A 22357-nucleotide genomic window follows, 5' to 3' on the forward strand; every position below is an offset into this window, starting at 1 on the left:
AGGGAATGACAGATAAAACAAAAAAAGACGGCCTTGGTTGGGCTATGTGGTGTGGTATCACGGCTTCAGGACTGTACGCTGTTGGCGCTATTTCCATCTTAATTATGAATGTATTTTACAACCCACCTTCACCTTCACCTTCAATGAGATTAAACGAAATAGGAGACTATCTGGCTGGAGCCTTTAGTCCATTAGCTTTTTTATGGCTGGTAATTGGTTATTTGATGCAAAACTCTGAGTTAAAGCTAAATCGAATCAGTATAGAAAGACAAGCCAATGAGCTGGAATCAACAACAAAAATACAATTAAAAAGGGAAAGAAAATTTTTTGATTCTAATCAGCCCATAATAGAAATAAAGCTTTTTAAAGTATCAATAGATGAAAGTAATATTTCAATATTTTTTTCAAACCTAGGTAGCCGAGCCACTAACGCAACTTTTTCAAGTCAATTTATGAACGACAATATATTAGAAAAAATTGATATTGACAAAGGGTCAAACAGCCTAGACCTATTTTATTATGATTTTAGAAATAGAATTGAGGCTCTAAATTTATTAGAAAATGATAAAAAAGAACTAGATAAGATAACCATTGATTATGTAGATAGCAGTAACTTACAACAACGCTCACAGCTAACAATATATATTATTAAGCTCCCTACTCTTGAATATAAATTCGAGATAAAAATACAACAATATTTTGATGGAGAATTATTAGATTAATGACCATTAAAAAAGTATCTACAGGTTACGAAGTTCGTTTTCGCGTCAATGGTCGCGGTAGTCGTGAGCACAAGCGAATTTTTCCAACGAAGGCCGAGTGTGAGCGGTTCCAGCGTTACACCATTGCCCAGTTTGAAACCCAAGCCGACGAAAAACCTTGGTTAGAAAAGCCCAAGGATATGCGCCGCCTGTCCGAATTGGTGGAGCTTTGGGACGACACACACGGCCACTTCTTACGGGATGGCAAACGCCGTAAAAGTAAACTCTTGATGATTGCAGATCAACTCGGTAATCCTGCTGGATCAAGCCTTACCCAATTGGAGTATACCCGCTGGCGAACCCAACGATCCAGAGAAGGCAAAAGCCCCAAGACGTTAAATAATGACCTTGGTTATCTGTCATCCATGTTTAATACGCTGGTCAAAGCCAAGGAGATCCACTACCCCAATCCACTGGCCGACATAGACAACATACGAGTACCAGAAAGGGAACTGTCCTACCTCACGCCAGACCAGATAACCGAACTACTGGACGAAACCAAACGAGGCGACAACAAACACGTCTACCTGATAACGAAAATATCACTCTCCACGGGCGCACGTTGGGGCGAGGCCGAAGGGCTGACAGTACAAAGGGTAAGGAACAACCAAGTCAGTTTTACCGACACCAAAAGCGGCAAAAATAGAAGCGTACCGATAACGCCGGAACTGTTCGACGAAATCCACGAACACGCGAAATTAACCAAGGGGAATAACATCTTTACCGGGTCAATCACCAGCTTTCGACGCGCCCTAAAAAGAACGACAATTGAACTACCAAAAGGCCAAGCCGCCCACGTACTACGGCACACCTTCGCCAGTCATTTCATGATGAACGGCGGTAATATATTGACCTTACAAAAGGTACTCGGCCATAGTGACATAAAAATGACCATGCGATACTCGCACCTATCGCCCGACTTCCTAGAAGAAGCCACACGACTAAACCCACTTTCAAAAATTTAAGGAAAAGCAATGGAAGAGAATGGAACTTTTACCGCGCTACTAACAATTAACCTTGGTGTATTAGGACTCATAATAACCTACCTGATTGCCACAGAGTTCTTTTTTAGTGAAAAGAAGACTGAAACAAAAATAAAGATAAAATCTTTGTTAAATGAAATTAAGCCTACCTACAAAACCAATGAATATTTAAATATCGAAAAGGTAAGGGATAGTTTTTCTAAAATAGAGGGCGCATTACAATGCATTTTTTTGATAAAAAATAAAGGTAAATATAAAGCTGAAGAACTAACTCCACATATAGACTTAATAAAATCTAATTATTTCAATGCATATGCAGATTCAACAAGTATCTTGGCAGGATCATCATTCATAAAAAGCGAAAGAATAAATAACAAAGACACATCAAATTTAAGAAAGGAACTACTTGAATACAAATATATTTTTGAAGAAATAATTCATTACGACTCAAGGTTAGACCCTCACACTGGAAAAACAATATCTGAATCTATATCTGAATTTTTAGATGAAAAAAATTTAAGAATATTAACATTGCTTAAAACAGCATTGACAAACTCAGTAAACTCTACACCTAAAAAACTAGAAGCAATTAATAGAGTAATTCAATATACAAACGAAATTGATTCAATAATTGATCATCATAACAACAGCTACATTTTTAAAGAGAAACTGATTAGACAGCTTTTCTTAATTTCCATATCCGGCATTATTCTTCCTTCATTTTTTATTAGCCTATTACCCTATGAAACATATATAACAGGACTTACTTACGATTTATCAATTACTGCATCTAATATATTGCTAATATTTACTTTTATTCCCTACTCAATCATTAGTAGCGACATTTATAGAAAATTTAAAAATGAACGACACACAACCGACACACCGAGCACTTAAAAACAGCCCAAAATACTGTATAAACATACAGCAAATACAGCCTTTAAAATCAATAACTTACTGATTTTTAAGGTGTTTTATACTGGGTTCGATCCCCCCCGCCTCCACCAATTTTAAAGAACCACCTTAGGGTGGTTTTTTATTGCCTATAGCCCGTGATTACTGGACTCCAGTCAAAAAAAACCTTTCTAGCACAACACCTCAGACCTTACAAAAACAGTCAAATGACACACTTTTGACCACCACAACGACCACTCCCAAAGAACCTGACTTGATTTATTCAAGATAAAAAAACATGGTAATCAGCAACCTGCGATCAACTACAATGGAAGTTGTTCGTTAAAAAAGTATCTACAAGCTACGAAGCCCACTTTCGTGTGAATGGTCGCGGTAATCGTGAGCATAAGCGTGTCTTTTCTACGAAGGCTGAGTGTGAACGATTCCAGCGTTATACCATTACCCAGTTTGAAACCCAAGCTGATGTAAAGCTATGGTTAGAAAAGCCCAAGGATATGCGCCGCTTATTTGAACTGGTGGCGCTGTGAGCAACTCTCATAACCATTTTTTATGCTACAGCAGACACCGAGAAGAAAAATACCTATGCAATAAATAAAAGCTCTGCATTACCAGCGAAATACGGGATACATTTATTCCCTCTATACTTCCTTTTCGTCTTAACTGCTCTTTTTTTATACTAAAAAATTATTACCCTTTCCTCTTTTTCCAGCGTATCTATCTATACTGGATATATGCCACATGTTTTGGGCGTGGCTGTATCAGGACATTTTTCCCAATTTATTGTGCTTCGATTTTGAAGCAAGGAGGAATACATGATCAATCACGTTTGGGGTCTTATTCATCATCCGGATCGAGAGTGGCGCGCGATCAACGAAGAACACGAATCCGTCAGCCATTTGTTCTTGCACCATGTACTTTGGATGGCCTTGATTCCCGTCGTCAGTACCTTTATTGGCACCACCCAATTTGGCTGGACCTTTGGCGGTGAGGAAGCCATTAAAGTGTCCATGATGGATGGCCTAGGATTAGGCGTGCTCTTCTATGCATTAATCCTTGTCGCCGTTGCCCTTGTTGGTAGCTTAATTCACTGGATGGCACGTAACCATCCAAATCGCCCTCCTCGTCAGGAGTGTATTGTGTTTGCAGGTTATATTGCGACGCCAATGTTTTTATGCGGTTTATTCGCTATTTATCCCATTATTTGGCTGTGTTTATTGGCTTGCGTTATTGGCGTCTGCTACACAGGGTACCTACTCTATAGAGGAACACCAAGCTTCTTAGGCATCAGCCATAAACAGGGCTTTATTCTCTCTAGTACCACATTAGGAATTGGCGTTTTAGTATTGGAGGCATTACTCGCGGCCGTCGTGTTACTTTGGAGCCTAGGGTCTGAACACAGTATTGTATGGAGTTTTTTCCAATAATCTCCTGACCTACCCTATCAATCTCCCTGAACCTCACCCGCTAGGCTAAACCAAGCTTGGCGGGTTCTCTTCCTTCAAACAGGCTTAGATCGCTCCTCATTAGTAACACTCATTTTTTCAAATTAGGCATGAACTTTTTTGATCTTTTGTTTTCTGATTTTTTGCTATCCTTAAAGCTAATATTTACTATTTTTTTCGCTTCTGCTTTATTTAGGCTATTGATTAAATTGGTAAAAGGCTATGCTTACTAATAATCCCCCTTGTTAGTAAGCATAGCCTTAAAACAGAGACCAAGATGACTCAATCTAAGACAGTTTATTAGGATGACCATGCCCGTATATCAGACCCATATTGCATACTCATTGACTAGAGAGGAGTTGGCTTCTTGAGCTCACTTATTTGGCTACCTTTTCTACCCTTATTAGGCACACTAATCCCTCTGATTACCGCTCGTCTTAGCCGCACAGTCTGCGCCTTGATGACGGCAGCGTTACCTGCGTTAACACTCTTACTTGTGTTGTCCCATGCTGGTGATATTTTTCAAGGGGAGAACTTCGAAGCAGCTATTCCATGGATTCCAAGCATAGGCTTAGAACTGGCCTTTCGCTTAGACGGCTTAGCACTATTATTTGCCATATTAATTTTGGGTATTGGTTTACTCGTTATTCTCTATGCCCGGTATTACCTTTCTGCTCAAGATTCCATTGGGAAGTTCTACGCGTATCTCATCTTATTTATGTTTGCCATGCTAGGGGTGGTATTATCGAATAACCTGATTCAGTTGTGGTTCTTCTGGGAATTGACCAGCATTAGCTCCTTCCTACTGATTAGCTTTTGGGGACATAAAACCGACGCCAGAAAAGGCGCTAGAATGGCCCTCACCATCACCGGTGCAGGTGGTTTAGCCCTATTAGCAGGCTTGCTCATATTAGGTAATACCGTTGGCAGCTTTAACCTTCAAGATATTTTAGACAGCGGCCCTTTTATCAAAGCCAGCGCTAATTACCCTATTATTGTTGTGTTAATTTTACTTGGTGCCTTCACTAAATCTGCGCAGTTCCCTTTCCATTTCTGGCTCCCCAATGCCATGGCAGCACCTACTCCAGTAAGTGCTTACTTACACTCTGCCACCATGGTAAAGGCCGGTATTTTCTTAATGGCGCGATTTTATCCCGCTCTTGCTGATACTAACCTATGGTTCTTGATCGTTAGCTTAACGGGCCTTGCTACCTTCCTTGTGGGCGCTTATCACGCACTATTCCAGCATGATTTGAAAGGCCTGTTGGCAAATTCCACCATTAGCCATTTGGGTCTGATCACCCTGCTATTAGGTATGGGAACAGACCTCGCGGCGGTGGCTGCGATTTTCCATATTATTAACCATGCTATTTTTAAAGCCTCGCTCTTTATGGCGGCGGGGATTATCGACCACGAATCGGGCTCTCGAGACATGCGCCAATTAAATGGCCTATGGAAATACATGCCTTATACCGCCACTTTGGCAATGGTCGCATCGGCCTCTATGGCCGGTGTACCTTTAATGAATGGCTTCTTATCGAAAGAAATGTTTTTTACTGAGACCTTGCATCAAGCTTCACTAGGCTCTTTGTCTTGGTTTATTCCGGTACTGGCAACACTCGGTGGTGTTTTCGCTGTAGCTTATTCCACTCGTTTTATTCACGATGTGTTCTTTAATGGTGAACCCATCAATTTACCAAAAACGCCTCATGAACCGCCCCGTTACATGCGCGTACCGGTCGAGATTCTTGTAGCACTATGCTTGCTAGTGGGGTTATTCCCAAGCTTGGTCGTAGGTGATCTATTATTTGCCGCGGCCAGCGCCACATTAAACGGAACAGCCCCAGATTACAGCCTTGCGATTTGGCACGGTTTCAACTTCCCATTGCTAATGAGCATCATCGCTTTAATCGGCGGGTTGTTTATGTACCATAACCGCACTCATTTATTTAAATTTCAAGCTAAATTCCCTAGCAGTGACCCAAAGCTTATTTTCGAAGGTATTGTGCAACGCATCGCTGCCCAAGCTAGCCGTATCATTGCTTATACTGAAAACAACTCATTGCAGCGCTATATCTTCTTTGTATTATCCTTATCCATGGTGATGACAGCGTCTTCCTTGATGAAGCTAAATACCACGACAGGGCAACGCCCAGAAATTCCTGTTGACGCGCTATCCATTACTTGCGCTGTACTATTGTGTGTATCTGCAATTGCCACTGTGATCTGGCACAGAAGACGCGTAATCGCCCTCATCACGCTCTCTGTTGTCGGTTTGATCGTCTCTTTAGCTTTCGCGCTGTTTTCCGCACCAGACCTAGCATTGACTCAATTATCGGTCGAAGTCGTTACTGTTATTCTGCTAATTCTCGCCCTATTCTTCTTACCTCAAAAAACACCAAAGGAGTCTTCCCCACAACGTGTCGTTCGTGATCTAGGTTTAGCATCTTTGGTGGGTGGCGTTATTGGTACAATTTGTTATGCCTTGATGACGAGACCCTTAGATACCATTTCGACCTTTTTCACCGAAAACAGTAAAACTGGCGGCGGTGGAACCAACGTGGTTAATGTCATTTTGGTGGACTTTCGTGGCTTTGATACGCTTGGAGAAATCACGGTATTGGGCATAGCAGCATTAGGTATTTATAAGCTTATCGCTAGAATGCGCCTTTCTATGCCATCAGCGGATAGCACTGGACGCCCATGGTCTGAAGACAAGCACCCTATTCTGCTCGCGGTCATTTCGCAAAGTTTGCTGCCCTTAGCCCTATTGGTATCAGCCTATATATTCTTGCGAGGGCACAATATGCCTGGAGGCGGATTTATTGCTGGTTTGATTACCGCTGTCGCCATTATTCAGCAATACATTGGCCATGGTGTAGATTGGATAAAAACTCGCCTCAAATTGGATTACCAAATCATGATAGGTGCCGGTATTGGAGTTTCAACCCTAAGCGGCTTAGGCAGCTGGGTATTTGGCCATACCTTCTTATCGTCATGGTTTGATTATTTCTACTTACCGGTTATTGGTAAGTTCGAATTAGCCAGTGCCATGTTTTTTGATCTTGGTGTTTATCTCACTGTTATTGGAGCTACTATGCTAATTCTTGCTAACTTAGGCAAGCTAACCACCAGCGAACGCCCAACACTACAGGAGCACGATTAATGGAAGGTATGTACGCTTTTTGTGTCGGCTTATTAACCGCTTGCGGCGTGTTTCTTGCACTAAGAGGCCGAAGCTTCTCTGTGGTCGTGGGCTTAACGCTATTATCTTATGCGGTGAACTTATTCTTGTTTGCTAGCGGACGACTTAAATTAGATGGTGCCGCGGTACTCGGAGAATCTGAACAATACAGTGACCCCTTACCGCAAGCTTTGGTATTAACCGCTATTGTTATCGGCTTTGCGATGACGGCTTTCGCGGTTATTTTAGCAATGCGAGCTCGTGCAGATTTAGGCAATGACCATGTTGATGGCGCGATACCGCCACAACATAATGATACATCAAAGAAATCAGGAGGATCTCAATAAATGCAGCATTTAAGCATTTTTCCGATCCTAATTCCTTTGTTGTTCGGCGCGATCATGTTGTTGCCACCCATTTCTCGTGACCTAAACTCGCAACGAATCTGCTCCATTATTGGCACACTTTTTTTACTTATCTCATCGGCGGTACTGCTTTACCAAATAAGTTCAGATGGTGTACAGGTTTATGCTTTAGGGGGCTGGCAGCCACCTTTTGGTATTGCACTCGTGGCGGATAGGGTATCCAGCTTATTGGTATTACTGACTTCCTTTTTAGCGTTTAGCGTTATGCTTTACGCCATTGCAGGCAAGGACAAAGGCGGCGCCTATTTCCACCCTTTATTTATGTTTCAAATCATGGGGATTAACGGTGCATTTCTCACTGGCGATATTTTTAACCTGTTCGTTTTCTTTGAAATCTTGCTGATTGCCTCCTATGCCCTACTGATTCACGCTGGCGGTAAACAAAAAACCCAAGCAGCTATGCACTATGTGATTCTCAATCTGATCGGTTCAAGTTTGTTTTTGTTTGGGCTCGGTATTTTATACGGCACTCTAGGCACACTAAATATGGCTGATATGGCTATCAAGGTAGGCCAACTTGAAAATGGCACGGCTACCCTAGCCAAAACAGGCGCCCTGCTATTATTGGTGGTTTTCGGATTAAAAGCCGCTATGTTACCTATGCATTTCTGGCTACCGAGAACTTACGCCAGCGCAAGCGCTCCCGTCGCGGCCTTATTCGCCATTATGACGAAAGTCGGTATCTATAGTATTTTCCGTGTTTATACGGTGATTTTCGGTGAGCATGCAGGCGAATTAGAAAATATCGCGACGCCCTGGTTATGGCCTTTAGCACTATTAACCATCAGTATTGGCAGCATCGGTGTGTTGGCTAGCCCAAGCATTAAAACTCTCAGCGCAAACTTAGTTATTGTCTCAAGCGGCAGTTTATTAGCTTGTGCAGCGATTAATACGGAAGCTGCCACTTCTGCTGCCTTGTATTACATGGTACACAGTACGCTGGCGTCAGCAGGGCTATTTTTGCTTGCTGATGTTATCGCTCGTCAACGCGGTAAAGCAGAAGACCGCATTGTACGGTCACGACCTTTTATCCAACCAAGACTATTAGGTTTTGCCTTTGCCATCTCAGCATTGGCTTTAGTCGGCATGCCACCATTATCGGGCTTTGTTGGAAAAATCATGATATTGCAAGCGACCCAATCTAGCGTGCAGACTATGTGGGTTTGGCCCCTTATCCTGATAGGTAGCTTAGGAGCCTTAATTACCTTTTCAAGAGCTGGCACCACTCTATTCTGGCGACACAACGGCAGTATATCTACCGACGCTGAGCCAGCTAAGTTCACCGAGATCCTAAGTATAGGGCTACTTTTATTCGCATCAGTCGTATTGGTTATTTTTGGAGGCTATGTGAGTGAGTTTACACAACTGGCCGCCGATCATTTGCACAACATTCAATCTTCTGCCTACAACTTATTGCCGGGAGTAACCCAATGAAGTTATTTCCTATGCCGTTCCATAGTCTATTGTTGTTTGTTGTTTGGCTATTACTAAACAACTCCATCAGTGCAGGCCATATTGTCTTAGCGGTGTTTTTTGCGATCACCATTCCCTTAATCGTTACTAGTATGCGTGATGAACATCCCAGAATTCTGAAGCCTTGGCTGGCGATTCGTTATGTATTCATGGTAATGAAGGACATAGTAATAGCGAACATTGAAGTGGCATTGCTCATTGTTGGACCAATAAAAAAATTGAAGCCAGGCTTTGTGGCAGTCCCTATTAATATTGACTCAGAATTAGGTATTACTATTTTGGCAAGCACTGTGTCACTCACTCCAGGAACCGTTAGCGCTGAAGTGTCCAAAGATAAAGCTTGGCTTTATATTCATGCCCTTCATTTAGATAATGAAGAAGAGTTAGTTGAGTCAATAAAGAGCCGATATGAAGCGCCTATCAAGGAGATTTTTGGATGCTAAACATCACCATAACCATAGTCGCCGCTTGTATTTGCATTGCTTTGATTTTAAATCTATGGCGCCTGTTAATAGGCCCAAGCGTATCAGATAGAATTTTGGCACTCGATACCATGTACATTAATGCTATCGCTCTTATTTTGCTATACGGCATGCACATGGGCAGCGCTTTGTATTTTGAAGCGGCGGTCTTAATCGCCATGCTGGGATTTGTTAGTACTGCGGCCCTATGTAAATACTTACTTCGCGGCGACATCATAGAATAGGACTCGTTATGCCTTTATATCTTGAAATTATTATCTGTGTATCTTTACTGATTGGCGGAGTTTTTTTGCTAATAGGTTCTTATGGGTTGGCACGTTTGCCAGATATTTATATGCGCCTGCATAGCCCGACTAAGGCATCCACATTAGGGATAACAGGGGTATTAATTGCCTCGATGATCCTACAAAGTCACCTACAGGGCTTTCTTTCAATTAAAGAACTTTTAATCACTTTATTTCTTCTAATCACTGCACCCGTTGCAGCCAATATGATTGCTAAAACAGCATTGCATTATCGCACCAAGCCTATTAATGAGACTCAAGGTGACGATTTGATGGAAGCCATTCGTGATCGGAAATCCCCTAAGCAACCACCTGAAGCTTAATTCAACTATTGGCCAATCAAACCTAACAGTTCATCTTAGAGATTTTGATATAAACCCTGACTTCATTAGCTTGCCAACTGGATAGTAAAGCAGATATAAAAAAGCCACCTAATTTTAGGTGGCCTCTAGAACGCATATCTACAGTAAATCTAATATTAGTTATTCAAGCTAAGAACATTCGTTTTACTAATGCGATGACGGTATATTTCTCTTAGATACTTGATCGCATTTTTCACATTATCAATATCCAAACGAATATCGTTAATAGAAACAAAATGCTGAGTATTTTCGATCAATTCACGATATTTCTTCTCATACATAGGCTTAATAGCGTACCAGTTAGTATCTAGGATCTTCGCCGGGTTTTCGTACTCGGTGAAATACTGATCAATTATAGTCTCATCAAATTCATCATCCTGAATCATACTGATGATGGCTTTATCTATCTCGTCATTATAACGGTATTCATCACGAGCAAAACAACGCTTCATGTAAGACACCATTAACGTTAAGAAGTCATCGCTCAAACAGGGACTCTTAGCAATCAAGGTCGTCAACGACAAATTCGCTGAAGCTCCAATGACTAATGCATAACGCTTCAAGGTGGTATTCGGACACAAGCGATTTAAATGCATTTTCAAGCGATTCAAGGCAGTGAAAGACAGCTTATAATCTCTTGGCAATGAAATGATGGAGACAATGGAAGAGCAATTTTTAAAGAAATGTAGATGATTTATCGTGTTAGCGTCATAACCACTTTCACGATAATTCGACATCAACTTACGGTACTGCTCTGACTCTACAGGTAATACACTCACACCTTCAATGGCTGAGGTATCACTATTAAAATGTGGTAGTTCAATAGAACGGCAGAATAAATCATCAATATCAACACTGTCCTGACGTGTACCTTCATTAACCACGCTTTCTGCATAAGCAACAGCAACAGGACCTGCCAAACTCATAAAGAGATCGTTAGCATCCAATCGAATGGTTTCAGCAATATCAATTCCTGCACGACGGAAATAATCTTTATCATAATCAGTAGTCACTGCTTGCGCAGTAAGAATGTTAAAGATTTGCTGAGAAATATACTGGTTCGCATATTTCTCCATGGTATTAACATCAATATTTTGCGCATCACCACCATTTTCTTCTTCGGCATAGCGCATAATATCGTTAGAAATCAGCATCATAGAGTTCCAAGGACGAATACGCTTCATCATATCCCCAGGAACTTCATCATCTTCCCGCTCTTCGTTGTAGGAAAAGTTCCACTCTTCCGAAATGTATTTCGTTAATAGACGCCCAGCATTGATATGTAGCGCCTCGGATATCTCAACATTTTTCCCTGAAATATTCGGTAAAATACAAATGCCGGAGGTGAAAATAGGTTCAAAAACAAAGCTGTGTCGCTTATCAGCAAGCTGACTCTGGCTTTGATCAGAACGATAATCAAATGTCTTACTCAAGTATGAAAACTGTTGTGCAAGACCAAATTCAGAGGCCATGCCAGAACCAGTACCACCACCAGCGCTGAATATATAAAAATAAAGGCGCGATTGGTTGGCTTTAATACCACATGAATCCACCAAATAAGAATGCAACTGACGCCATTCGTCATTATGGAATGTGGTGGTATCTTTATTCAGAATAATTTTCGCAAGATATTGCCCCAGAATCGGTGCGTTACCAGCACCACCAGCATGAACTTCCGACAAGTCCATTATCTGTAGCTTTTTATATTCATCTAAGAATTGTGAGCGTCCTTCTTGATTAGAAAAGCGAATGCGACCTTCAATGTCTTTATCCAAATCACCCAATAGAACAATAGGCTCAATAAGAAAAAGAGGATTAACACCATCTTTATCTTCTAAAGGGAGATGCTTACGAATCCAACGCATTGGACGAAATTCAGTTTCGCTGCTTAGAATTTCCTGATGCTCCACTTCTCGCATGTAACTTCTTCTAGCATCATAAACCAAAGAAGCAACATCCAACGCGATATTAGAACCACATCGACCTAGCCCTATAAGGCATACTGAGGGAAACACCCGCTCGCTTCCCACCTCAGTGTCATCAACAGGTGCAGGGTGAATTCTATTACGAACAATATCTAAATTTTCCAAGATCTGTTCAAGATTGTTCTCGGTAAAATAAAGATGCTCTATTGGAAGGTTCTCTTGGCTCATACAATATCCTTAAGGCAAATTACTTGTAACAGATAAACTGCCGCACTATCGTTTATAAAGCTTCAAATAAATCTTGGCTTTCCATCTGCTGAAACACGATCTGAGTCTTATTGAAAGACAATATTCAACAATATCATCCTTGCAATACAATGACACTAATATGCCTAACAAGAATACCGAATAAGTTAACAATTGACTAAAAAATTACCTCGGAAATTCCCCTCTATTTATTGAAAGCTACGAGTAAGCGTTTATTTTTTCTAGTTTTTATTTTTCTTACAACTTTAGTCAGTCCGATTTTATGTTGGTCATTATTGTTTCGCTATTTCTCATCAATCGAACCCACCATAAATAAAGCCACTCTTCCTTACAAAAAAATGAACGACTTAATTTCGGTTATATTTACGCCTTAAAGACAGCGCTTATACTATAAATTGACCCTGCCCATCAGTAACCACACTAATAACCAATAAGCTCCACAATCACTTTTCCTTTCATAAAATCGACTGATTTATCGCTCCCCGGTAATCCGGTACTCCCCCTAGCAGCGCTAATAAGTTCTTGTATGAGCAAAAAATAAAGGCGTACAGGAGAGACTTGAATTCGTAGCTAGGCAAACATACAATCGGAGACATATAAGTGAGCTATAAGAGGTATAGAAAATAAGAATATCTTGCAGTTTTCGCACGGAAAGCGAGCTTTTTCAAATACTTGGAAAAGCAATACGGTCACCTCTAATTGGGGTGACCGAAAATCAATATAGCATAAGGAAGCAAGACAATGACCATAAAAGAAAAGGGTAATATATCGAAAAACACATTCGAACTTCGACCTGACCGGGATGTAAGTTTGAAAGAATTGGTAGAGTTCGCTCAACCTGGTAAAAAAATTACTGCCTCGAAAGGCACTAGGCAAAATGTTTTAGCGTCGCGACAAACGCTAGAGGACCTTGTCATAAAAGGAGAGGTCATATATGGCGTCAACACAGGAATGGGCGGCTTCGCGGATCATCTTGTGCCAATTGAAAAAGCGAATGAACTTCAAAGTAATTTAATTCAAAGTATTTCCACCAATGTCGGTGAACGATTTTCAGATATAATCGCCCGAGCAACCATGTTTGCTCGAATTATTTCCTTGTCTAGAGCAAACTCGGCCATATCTTTGGAAAACTATGACCGTTTTATCGACATCTATAATTCGGGCCTAATCCCTGAGATTCCAATCAAGGGTTCTCTTGGCACCAGTGGAGATCTCGGCCCTCTAGCTGCAATAGCCCGCATGCTCACAGGCGACGGATATGCACATCTAGATGGTGACCGCATTCCTGCCGCTGACGCACTAACCAAGTTAGGACTTGAACCTCTTTACCTAAGCTACAAAGAAGGCTTAGCCCTTTCAAATGGCACCTCATGCATGGTCGCCGTGGCGGCAATAAATGTAATTGAGGCGAAAAAGCTTCTTGAGCAATACACCTCCATCTCAGCCTTTTCTTTTGAAGCCCTACAAGCCCGAATCCGTCCTTTCCACCCAGATGTTCATAAGCTAAAACCACATATTGGCCAACAAAAAATAGCAGAAACTATTTGGTCCCATTTAGAAGGAACAGAGCTCGCGATTGATGATATACAACTATCATCCCAGCTCGGCGCACGTATGACGGATAAAGTTCAGCAGGAAGACATGCCTATTGAAGATGCCTATTCTATCCGCTGCACCCCTCAAGTTCTTGGTCCTGTTTTGGAAACGATTGAGTTTGCAGAAAGAACCGTCACTAATGAGCTGAACTCATCAAATGACAACCCTCTTGTCACACCTGAAAATGGTCAAATTTTTCACAATGGGCATTTTCACGGTCAATACATCGCCTCAGTAATGGATTATTTAACTATCTCCATGATCACTATGTGTAATCTTGCGGATCGTCGAATAGATCGCTTCCTTACTCAACCCAACAGTAACGGCCTTCCAGCATTCTTGTGCAATGAAAATCGTGGTGTGCGGTTTGGCCTCATGGGAGGACAATTTATGTCCGCATCTCTCACTGCAGAAAATCGTTCTCTCGCCACACCGGTATCGATTCAAACATTGACCACGACAGGCGACTTCCAAGACGTTGTATCTTTTGGTCTCGTAGCTGCACGTCGAGTAAAAGAGATAATCCAGAATACCCGTTATGTCATTGCTTTCGAATTAATATGCGCAGCTCAAGGCGCGGATATCAGAGGCCATCAAAAACTCGGACTCAAGGGGAAAGAATGGCATACAAAAGTACGTAAACTGGTACCTTATTTTGATCGAGACGAATCTCTCACCAAATACTTAGAAGAGGTTGTCGCCAAAATACTCGGAGGACATAACTAATAACTTTAGAAAGGCGAAAAATCAGGCTTATTTGATAATGAGTATTGTATGTGTGACTGAAACTACTGGACAACGCCTTAATCTCGGCTTAATGCCTTTACTTCTATGTGGAGAGTTACCCTTTATTGACAAAAGAAAGTGTCACACCTTCTAGTAAAAAGGTAATTCTCTGCATTAACCTCCTAGCAACCTAGTTCTTAAAATTCGCCTCAAAGTCAATGTTCATTACAAATGACAACCATTCAATAAATAATAGTCTGACAGTTAGTAACAGATACACAGCAAGAAAGTAGTCAAAAAACCACATGCTTACACAAGGATACAAAAATAGGCCTTGCGGTTACATTTTTTGGTTGTTTTTCATACAATACTGTCCAATACTTATATACAAATCATAGCTTCGGAGACTGTTTTGTCCATCTCCTCGATTTCTAATACGACCAGCTGGTACAACATGTTGCCCTCTTCTTCCATGGCAACAGGGACTAGCTCGGACTCTGATTTAGAAAAACGTGGAGACCCAGTTCAATTATCCACTCAAGCCCATCAACTACAAAAAGCCCAGCAAGAGTCTAATAGCGAAAGTAAAAAAGCAAATGAAGAAGACTCTGGCAAAGAGTTTGTACAGGTTTCATCCAGTATTGGCCGAACTTCTCGTATTACCGGCCTTAACCGTGATGATGTAGCGGCTCTCTATCGTTCAATCGATCAACTCTCCTAAATTCATTTTAATTAAATCGCTCGTCGACTATGACTACATACAGTCTAACTAAATGTTAACTTGTAATCATGCCCAGCCAAGAGCTCTGCCTCTCGCTGCAAGTTAGCCAGTGTTAATGGACGATTCTCTAGCCACTCCGACAAAAACTCTGCATGAATATTTTTGTCATTTACTTTAAGAGTAAAAATCGGCATATCCCCTTCTTTTCTATCATTATGCAAAAGAATGGACAACCTTAGTAAAATAGACAAACGATCTAAGCCCTGCTGATCGCTTTTTGTAAAGCGATACTCTAGTGCTTGGGTAAACTTTCGGCGATGACGTAAAATCAAATTGGCCAACGCTTGTTGTTCTTGCTGAGAGAAGCCAGGCATATCCGACTCTCTAATGATGTAAGCCCCATGTTTATGATATCGGCCATGGGAAATACCTAAACCCACTTCATGTAAAAGGCCTGCCCAACGCAATAAATCTTCGCTAGAAATACTACTCAGGTTCCAATCATCTTTGACTTGAGCTAACGCAGAAAGGGCAGTATGAGTAACCAACTTAGCTTGCTCCGTATCAATATGATACTGATTTAGCATGTACTTAACGGTACGCTCACGAATGTCTGTTTCGGCATAACGCCCCATAATATCGTATAAAACCCCTTCCCGAAGGGCACAGATTGAAAAGTCCATTTGCTTAATATCAAAACACTCAAATACAGCAGTAAGAATGGCAAGACCTGCAGGGAAAGTACTTTTACGCTCAGGTTTAAGGCCAAGAAGATCAATATTATCTACATGGCCCGCCGCCAGCAGTTCTTTTTGAATCAACTTCAAGGTTTTAAGGGTAACTCCCTTCTTCCCCCAGTTGTTTTCTTTAACAATATTATAAGCGGCTTTTATAGTGCCTGAAGAACCGATTGCGATATCCCACTGCTCATCTAGATAGTCATCTTGAATACTCAATAGCTCTAAACGTGCCGCGGTTACCGCTTTTTGAAAGTTAGATTTAGTAATAACACCATCAGCAAAAAATCGCTGGCGAAAACTGACACAACCCATATGCAAACTTTCAGTTAATATCGGCTCAAGCTGTTGGCCAATAATGAATTCAGTGCTGCCACCACCGATATCTACAACTAAACGCTTTGCATCACCATGATCCATGGTTCTGGAAACCCCTACGTAAATCAAACGAGCCTCTTCTCGACCGGCAATAATTTCTATTGGGTGGCTCATGATATCCATGGCTTTACCAATAAAGTCATAGCGGTTTTTAGCTACTCGCAAAGCATTGGTACCAACAACGCGTACGGACCCAGCAGGCATATCTTCGATTACTTGAGCAAACTGAGCTAAACAATCTAACCCTCGTTGTTGAGAAGCATCATCTAAATGCCCATTAACCAATCCTGCGGCCAACTGAACTTTTTCTCCAAACTCGCCGGTAATTCGCAATTGACCATGTGTCACCTGAGCAACCACCATATGAAAGCTGTTCGAACCTAGATCAATGGCCGCGATTTTTTCAAAAGGGAAATCATGGGATTGTTGTAAAAAGAGTGATTGCATCCAAGAGGCCTTATCTTGCAGGAGTCTTATTAAGGCCAAGAGTATATCAGTTACTTGATTATGTCATTGGCAAAAAAGAAGCGAAATAACGCTCTTCGAGTAATTATTTGTTCTCTCATAATCTAAGGTTTTTCGTAGAAAACAAGTGACTTACTCTCAAATATGAAGAAAAAATACCGCCAGAACACCTATTTACACTGAGTTTGATCAAAAAATTAACAAAAAATGTTTTTTTCCGAGTTTTCACTATAGACCTCGCCATTAAGTCGCACTATAGTAGTTATCGTCTACATGAGATTCAGCTTCTGTTAGGTCCCATATAGATTCCAATCAAATTGTTTCGCGCTGTATTGGCTTTGCCCTATCCGGGTCCTTCAAACTAGAACAAAATGCAAAAAATGTTTGTTCAATGTTTTTGGTGCTGAGTAGCTGATACATTGTTAAATACTTCCAGGCACAGATTATCGTTATCGATATTTTATTAACCTTAGTCCCGTCAATTATCCTCAAATGAGCTAACACAAAATCCGTTTATGAACCTTACCGAATTAAAACAGAAATCAGTACACGAACTTTTAGACATCGCAGCAGAAATGGGCCTAGACAACATGGCCCGTTCACGTAAACAAGATGTTATTTTCTCAATTCTTAAGCGTCACGCTAAAGGTGGAGAGGATATTTATGGCGATGGTATTCTAGAAATTCTACAAGATGGCTTTGGCTTTTTACGTTCTCCAGACTGCTCCTATTTAGCAGGACCTGACGACATTTATGTATCACCAAGCCAAATTCGACGCTTTAATCTTCGTACCGGCGACACTATCGCTGGCAAGATTCGACCGCCAAAAGATGGCGAGCGCTACTTTGCTCTATTGAAGGTAAGCGAAATTAACTTCGATAAGCCTGAAAGTGTTCGTAACAAAATTCTTTTCGAAAACTTAACACCTCTATTCCCTGATGAGCGTCTATTGATGGAAGCCGGTAACGGATCCACAGAAGACGTAACATCACGCATCATCGACCTTGTTGCCCCAATGGGTAAAGGTCAACGAGCCTTAGTTGTCTCTCCGCCAAAAGCGGGTAAAACCTTCATGCTACAAAACATTGCGAATGCCATTACACGCAACAGCCCTGATTGTCATTTGATTGTTTTGCTAATCGATGAACGTCCAGAGGAAGTCACCGAAATGTCACGAACGGTTCGTGGTGAAGTGGTTGCTTCTACTTTTGACGAGCCACCAACACGTCATGTACAAGTCGCTGAAATGGTAATCGAAAAGGCCAAACGTCTGGTTGAACACAAGCGTGATGTGGTGATTTTGCTAGACTCAATCACTCGTCTAGCACGAGCTTACAATACGGTCATCCCTTCATCCGGTAAAGTACTAACAGGTGGTGTGGATGCTAACGCCCTAGAACGTCCAAAACGTTTCTTTGGTGCTGCTCGTAATATTGAAGAAGGTGGTAGCTTAACTATTATCGCCACGGCTCTGGTTGATACTGGTTCGAAAATGGATGAAGTTATCTTTGAAGAATTTAAAGGGACAGGTAACTCTGAACTTCACCTTGATCGAAAAATTGCTGAAAAACGTACCTTCCCTGCTATCAACATTCGCCGTTCAGGCACTCGCCGCGAAGATTTATTGACCTCAGAAGACGAATTACAACGCATGTGGATTCTTCGTAAACTATTGAATCCTATGGAAGATGTTGCCGCCACTGAATTTTTGATTGATCGTCTAAAAGTCACCAAAACAAACGATGAGTTTTTTGCATCTATGAAAGGCAAAAACAAATAAACGAGCTTCATCACATCAAAAAACCACTTGTTAAAAGTGGTTTTTTTTTATCTAAATAACATTCAAGATAACAAACATTTATAGCCACTCAACTACACTAAAAGAGTGTGACTGACATTGGAGTAAAAAGTGAAAGACCTAACCGCGAAAGTAAATTCCGTTCAATTGATCAATCACAACGTCTACAAAATCACCCTACATGTAGAGAATACATCTTTTGTAGCAGGGCAATACCTAATGATCCTCTTACCAACAGGTGAGCAAGTCCCTTATTCCATTGGTAGCGCACCACATGAGCTACCTAGCCTAACTCTTTATATTCTAGTTAATGATGAAACCTCACTGGCATATCGAGTTGTTGAATACATTCGTATTAATGAAATAATTAACATCAAAGCACCGGGGGGAGACTGTCACGTACAAAATGGAATGTTAGAAAGCATGCCTGATCAGATTCTGCTAATTGCTGGAGGCACTGGTTTCTCACAAGTAAAAAGCTTATATGATGATCTAGCAGCACAAGATTTTTCAGGCCAAGTTTCACTTTATTGGGGGCTAAGAACGCCTGAAGATATTTTTGAACTCGATTGGATCAATACCGCACAAACGAATGCTCATTTTTCTATCGATGTGATTGTAAATGAGGCCGATAATAGCTGGAAAGGCAGAACAGGCTGGCTGTATGAAGCTGTATTAAAAGATCACCCTAACCTCAACAAAAGCATTGCTTTTATTAGTGGTTCAGTGGGTATGGTATACGGCACACTAGATCAACTAGAACTAAAAGGCCTAAATAAAGATAAATGCTTTTCAGATGTTTTTGCCTATGCACCACATCCGGAAAAACCAGAGCTGTAGCAAAACGACAAACTTCAACACAAGATAATGCATATAAAAAAGGGAACTGACTTTATTAAACCGGCTCCTTTTTTATTATCTGATACTTAGGCTTTATCGAGCGTTTGCTGCCACAGAGCCAAAATATTCTTTTGATCCTCTTCTGTCACACTTTCTAGCTCTAGAGTATCCCGTAAGGTATTTTCAAACGCCTGATCAAATTCTTCCTGGCCTTCGCCATCAGCGCTGCTATGCAGCCCTAAAAGACCTAAAAGATAAGCACAATAGAATAATTGATCGCCCTCTTCCGCTTGGTGCTCAAGATCCCGAAGTGTGTCGCACAGCAAGTCTGCACGTTCAGCAAAAGTAACGGTCATATCTCTCTCTGTAGTAAAGCCAAGGAAAAAAGCTGAATAACAATATCCAGTTTTTTAAAACTCCCCTTTTGAGCTAAGGTTTTAGATTCAGTGTTGTTAAAGTACGCTCACGAACAGAAAGCAATAAACCTGTATTTTCGACTAGAGACTCCCCATAGGAAGGAACCATTTCTTTCATTTTCGTCTGCCATTCATTTGATGCTAAGCGCTCAGGGAAGCAACGCTCTAAGATACCAATCATGGTATCCACTGTCGTTGAAGCACCAGGGGAAGCTCCCAATAAAGCGGCTAAACTACCGTCTTCTGTTGTAATCACTTCCGTACCAAACTCCAGTTTACCGCCGCCTTTTTCATTTTTCTTAATGATCTGAACGCGCTGACCTGCATGAGAAAGTTCCCAATCTTTATCTTCAGCATCAGGAAAGTACTGACGTAATGAGTTACAACGATCTTTATGAGATTGCATCACTTCACTAATCAAATAGCGAGTTAGATCCATATTGTTCTTACCCACACTCAAGATAGGGTTTAAATTGTCCAGTCGAACACTTTTCGGGAAATCTAATAACGAACCTGTTTTCAGAAACTTAGTTGTAAAGCCTGCAAATGGGCCAAATAAGATGGCTTTTTTCCCGTCTATAATTCGGGTATCCAAATGAGGAACAGACATTGGCGGAGCACCAATTGGCGCAGCACCATATACCTTAGCAAAATGCTGCTCTACTAATTCTGGTTTATCACATACCAACCATTGGCCACTAACAGGAAAGCCGCCAAAGCCTTTACTCTCTTTCACATTTGCTTTCTGTAGTAAGGGCAAAGCACCACCACCTGCACCAAGGAAAACAAACTTAGCATTAATAACTTTACGAGTACCATTTTGTTCTATGGTGACATTCCATCGGCCATCAGAAGTTTGTTTTAACGCTATGACTTCAGAGTCCAAGCTTAATTCAAAGTTCTCTAAGCTTTGTAAATGGTTACTCATATTTCGAGCAATAGCACCAAAGTTTACATCGGAACCATGCTCAATTCGAGTCGCCGCCAAAGGCTCACTATGATCACGATTTTTCATGACCAAAGGCATCCATTCACTCATTTTTTCACGATCTTCGGTGAACTGCATTTCTTTGAATGCAGGATGAGCGCTCATTGTCGCATAACGAGCTTTAAGCATTTTTACATTACGCTCCCCCCAGACAAAGCTCTGATGGGGAACACGATGAATAAATTCCTGTGGTGCAGGTAATAAACCCTGCTCAACTAAGTAGGTCCAAAATTGTAGGCTAACTTCAAAAGCAGCGTTAATAGCAACAGCTTTATCAATATTGATACTGCCATCACCTTCTTCTGAAGTGTAATTGAGTTCGCAATATGCCGCATGGCCTGTGCCAGCATTATTCCAGCCATCCGTACTTTCTTTAGCAACTTTTTCTAAACGTTCAACCATGGTAATGGTCACGCTTGGATCTAATTGCTTAAGTAACACTCCTAGGGTGGTGCTCATTGCACCGCCCCCAACTAATAGAACGTCTACAGAATTTGAAGTCATATTATTTCGCCGCGCCATAGCTAATTATAAATTTGAGAGCAATATTGAAAGAAGGCTTTTGGCCTGTAGTAGATATATCAAGGAAACCACTACGCTTTCTTAATCACTCATCTCAGAACGCCCTAACTTATAAACTCTAGTTGAATATAGACAAGTTATCAGGCATTTTGAGCAGGTGTGGCTGATTATACGGATTTTGAAAACAATGTCTTGAAGCCCAGTATAAGAAATAACAATACTCATCATAAACCTAGCAAACTGTCATGTAAGGAGGGTCTAAATGAAAGCACAAGATATCATGAGCCGTAACGTCATTTGTGTCGATATGGATATGCGTCTACCAGAAGTAAGGGAGCTGTTAGAAAAAAATGGTTTTCATCACTTACCAGTGACAGACCAAGGTAAGCTTGCAGGCATTATTTCAGACCGTGATATCCTACGCATCATCAGCCCTTTTATCGACAGCGTCTCAGAACAAGAAAGAGATATCGATACATTAAATCGAGCCGCCCATCAAATCATGACTCGCCAGCCAATCACAGTAAAAGCGAACACCCCAATCGCCGAAGTCGTCACTTGGATGCAACGAGTCGACATTTCATGCGTTCCTGTTGTTGATGATGAAGACAATGTAGTGGGGATTATTTCATGGCGTGACCTTATCAACCACGCCACTTTCTAATG

20 protein-coding genes are annotated in these 22357 nt (G+C 41.3%); 16 read left to right on the forward strand and 4 right to left on the reverse strand.

The genetic code is table 11. From position 1 onward, the window contains the following. The first annotated feature begins 5 nt into the window (after positions 1–5). The 11 genes from I8J31_RS16425 (at position 6) to I8J31_RS16475 (ending at position 10272) form a co-directional block, all read left to right on the forward strand. The gene (locus tag I8J31_RS16425) at positions 6–722 is read left to right on the forward strand and encodes a hypothetical protein (RefSeq protein ID WP_199469672.1); all 717 of its coding nucleotides are present in this window, start codon (positions 6–8) and stop codon (positions 720–722) included. Continuing rightward, complete coding sequence (locus tag I8J31_RS16430; protein ID WP_199469673.1) at positions 722–1726, forward strand: phage integrase; 1005 nt, start codon at positions 722–724, stop codon at positions 1724–1726. The genes I8J31_RS16425 and I8J31_RS16430 overlap by 1 nt, the downstream gene beginning before the upstream one ends. A gap of 9 nt (positions 1727–1735) precedes the next feature. Further along, on the forward strand, positions 1736–2641 hold the full coding sequence (locus tag I8J31_RS16435; protein ID WP_199469674.1) for a hypothetical protein: 906 nt from the start codon (positions 1736–1738) through the stop codon (positions 2639–2641). 332 nt (positions 2642–2973) lie between these two features. Further along, complete coding sequence (locus I8J31_RS16440) at positions 2974–3186, forward strand: hypothetical protein (RefSeq protein ID WP_199469675.1); 213 nt, start codon at positions 2974–2976, stop codon at positions 3184–3186. A gap of 285 nt (positions 3187–3471) precedes the next feature. Beyond that, complete coding sequence (locus tag I8J31_RS16445) at positions 3472–4083, forward strand: Yip1 family protein (protein ID WP_199469676.1); 612 nt, start codon at positions 3472–3474, stop codon at positions 4081–4083. Positions 4084–4468: 385 nt separating this feature from the next. Continuing rightward, positions 4469–7267: a monovalent cation/H+ antiporter subunit A gene (locus I8J31_RS16450; RefSeq protein ID WP_199469677.1), complete on the forward strand. Its 2799-nt coding sequence runs from the start codon at positions 4469–4471 to the stop codon at positions 7265–7267. Next, positions 7267–7632: a Na+/H+ antiporter subunit C gene (locus I8J31_RS16455; protein WP_199469678.1), complete on the forward strand. Its 366-nt coding sequence runs from the start codon at positions 7267–7269 to the stop codon at positions 7630–7632. Before I8J31_RS16450 ends, I8J31_RS16455 begins: the two co-directional genes overlap by 1 nt. Then, complete coding sequence (locus tag I8J31_RS16460; protein WP_199469679.1) at positions 7633–9144, forward strand: monovalent cation/H+ antiporter subunit D; 1512 nt, start codon at positions 7633–7635, stop codon at positions 9142–9144. Then, complete coding sequence (locus I8J31_RS16465; protein ID WP_199469680.1) at positions 9141–9626, forward strand: Na+/H+ antiporter subunit E; 486 nt, start codon at positions 9141–9143, stop codon at positions 9624–9626. The genes I8J31_RS16460 and I8J31_RS16465 overlap by 4 nt, the downstream gene beginning before the upstream one ends. Further along, complete coding sequence (locus I8J31_RS16470) at positions 9620–9889, forward strand: K+/H+ antiporter subunit F (RefSeq protein ID WP_199469681.1); 270 nt, start codon at positions 9620–9622, stop codon at positions 9887–9889. The genes I8J31_RS16465 and I8J31_RS16470 overlap by 7 nt, the downstream gene beginning before the upstream one ends. Positions 9890–9897: 8 nt before the next feature. Next, positions 9898–10272 (forward strand): Na+/H+ antiporter subunit G, encoded by a 375-nt coding sequence (locus tag I8J31_RS16475; protein ID WP_199469682.1) that lies wholly within the window; start codon positions 9898–9900, stop codon positions 10270–10272. Between the two features lie 155 nt (positions 10273–10427). Here I8J31_RS16475 and I8J31_RS16480 read toward each other — a convergent pair whose 3' ends face one another. After that, positions 10428–12464: a hypothetical protein gene (locus I8J31_RS16480; RefSeq protein ID WP_199469683.1), complete on the reverse strand. Its 2037-nt coding sequence runs from the start codon at positions 12462–12464 to the stop codon at positions 10428–10430. 780 nt (positions 12465–13244) lie between these two features. Between I8J31_RS16480 and I8J31_RS16485 the strand changes: the two genes are divergently transcribed. Both I8J31_RS16485 and I8J31_RS16490 read left to right on the forward strand, forming a co-directional pair. Continuing rightward, positions 13245–14825, forward strand: a complete 1581-nt coding sequence (locus tag I8J31_RS16485; protein ID WP_199469684.1) for a phenylalanine aminomutase (D-beta-phenylalanine forming) — start codon at positions 13245–13247, stop codon at positions 14823–14825. A gap of 412 nt (positions 14826–15237) precedes the next feature. After that, positions 15238–15546, forward strand: a complete 309-nt coding sequence (locus tag I8J31_RS16490; RefSeq protein WP_199469685.1) for a hypothetical protein — start codon at positions 15238–15240, stop codon at positions 15544–15546. 44 nt (positions 15547–15590) lie between these two features. Here I8J31_RS16490 and I8J31_RS16495 read toward each other — a convergent pair whose 3' ends face one another. After that, positions 15591–17108, reverse strand: a complete 1518-nt coding sequence (locus tag I8J31_RS16495) for a Ppx/GppA phosphatase family protein (RefSeq protein ID WP_199469686.1) — start codon at positions 17106–17108, stop codon at positions 15591–15593. Between the two features lie 533 nt (positions 17109–17641). Here I8J31_RS16495 and rho point away from each other — a divergent pair. Continuing rightward, the gene (gene rho / locus I8J31_RS16500) at positions 17642–18907 is read left to right on the forward strand and encodes a transcription termination factor Rho (RefSeq protein WP_199469687.1); all 1266 of its coding nucleotides are present in this window, start codon (positions 17642–17644) and stop codon (positions 18905–18907) included. 129 nt (positions 18908–19036) lie between these two features. After that, the gene (locus I8J31_RS16505; RefSeq protein WP_199469688.1) at positions 19037–19765 is read left to right on the forward strand and encodes an NAD(P)H-flavin reductase; all 729 of its coding nucleotides are present in this window, start codon (positions 19037–19039) and stop codon (positions 19763–19765) included. Between the two features lie 86 nt (positions 19766–19851). Here I8J31_RS16505 and I8J31_RS16510 read toward each other — a convergent pair whose 3' ends face one another. Together I8J31_RS16510 and mqo are read right to left on the reverse strand one after the other, a co-directional pair. Further along, positions 19852–20121 (reverse strand): YfcL family protein, encoded by a 270-nt coding sequence (locus I8J31_RS16510; protein WP_199469689.1) that lies wholly within the window; start codon positions 20119–20121, stop codon positions 19852–19854. Between the two features lie 73 nt (positions 20122–20194). Continuing rightward, positions 20195–21673: a malate dehydrogenase (quinone) gene (gene mqo, locus I8J31_RS16515; RefSeq protein WP_199469690.1), complete on the reverse strand. Its 1479-nt coding sequence runs from the start codon at positions 21671–21673 to the stop codon at positions 20195–20197. Positions 21674–21953: 280 nt separating this feature from the next. Between mqo and I8J31_RS16520 the strand changes: the two genes are divergently transcribed. Further along, positions 21954–22355 carry a CBS domain-containing protein gene (locus I8J31_RS16520; protein WP_199469691.1) on the forward strand — a complete coding sequence of 134 codons (402 nt, stop codon included), beginning with the start codon at positions 21954–21956 and terminating at the stop codon, positions 22353–22355. The last annotated feature ends 2 nt before the right edge of the window (positions 22356–22357 follow it).

Source organism: Marinomonas transparens (genome assembly GCF_016463975.1).
Taxonomy (GTDB): domain Bacteria; phylum Pseudomonadota; class Gammaproteobacteria; order Pseudomonadales; family Marinomonadaceae; genus Marinomonas; species Marinomonas transparens.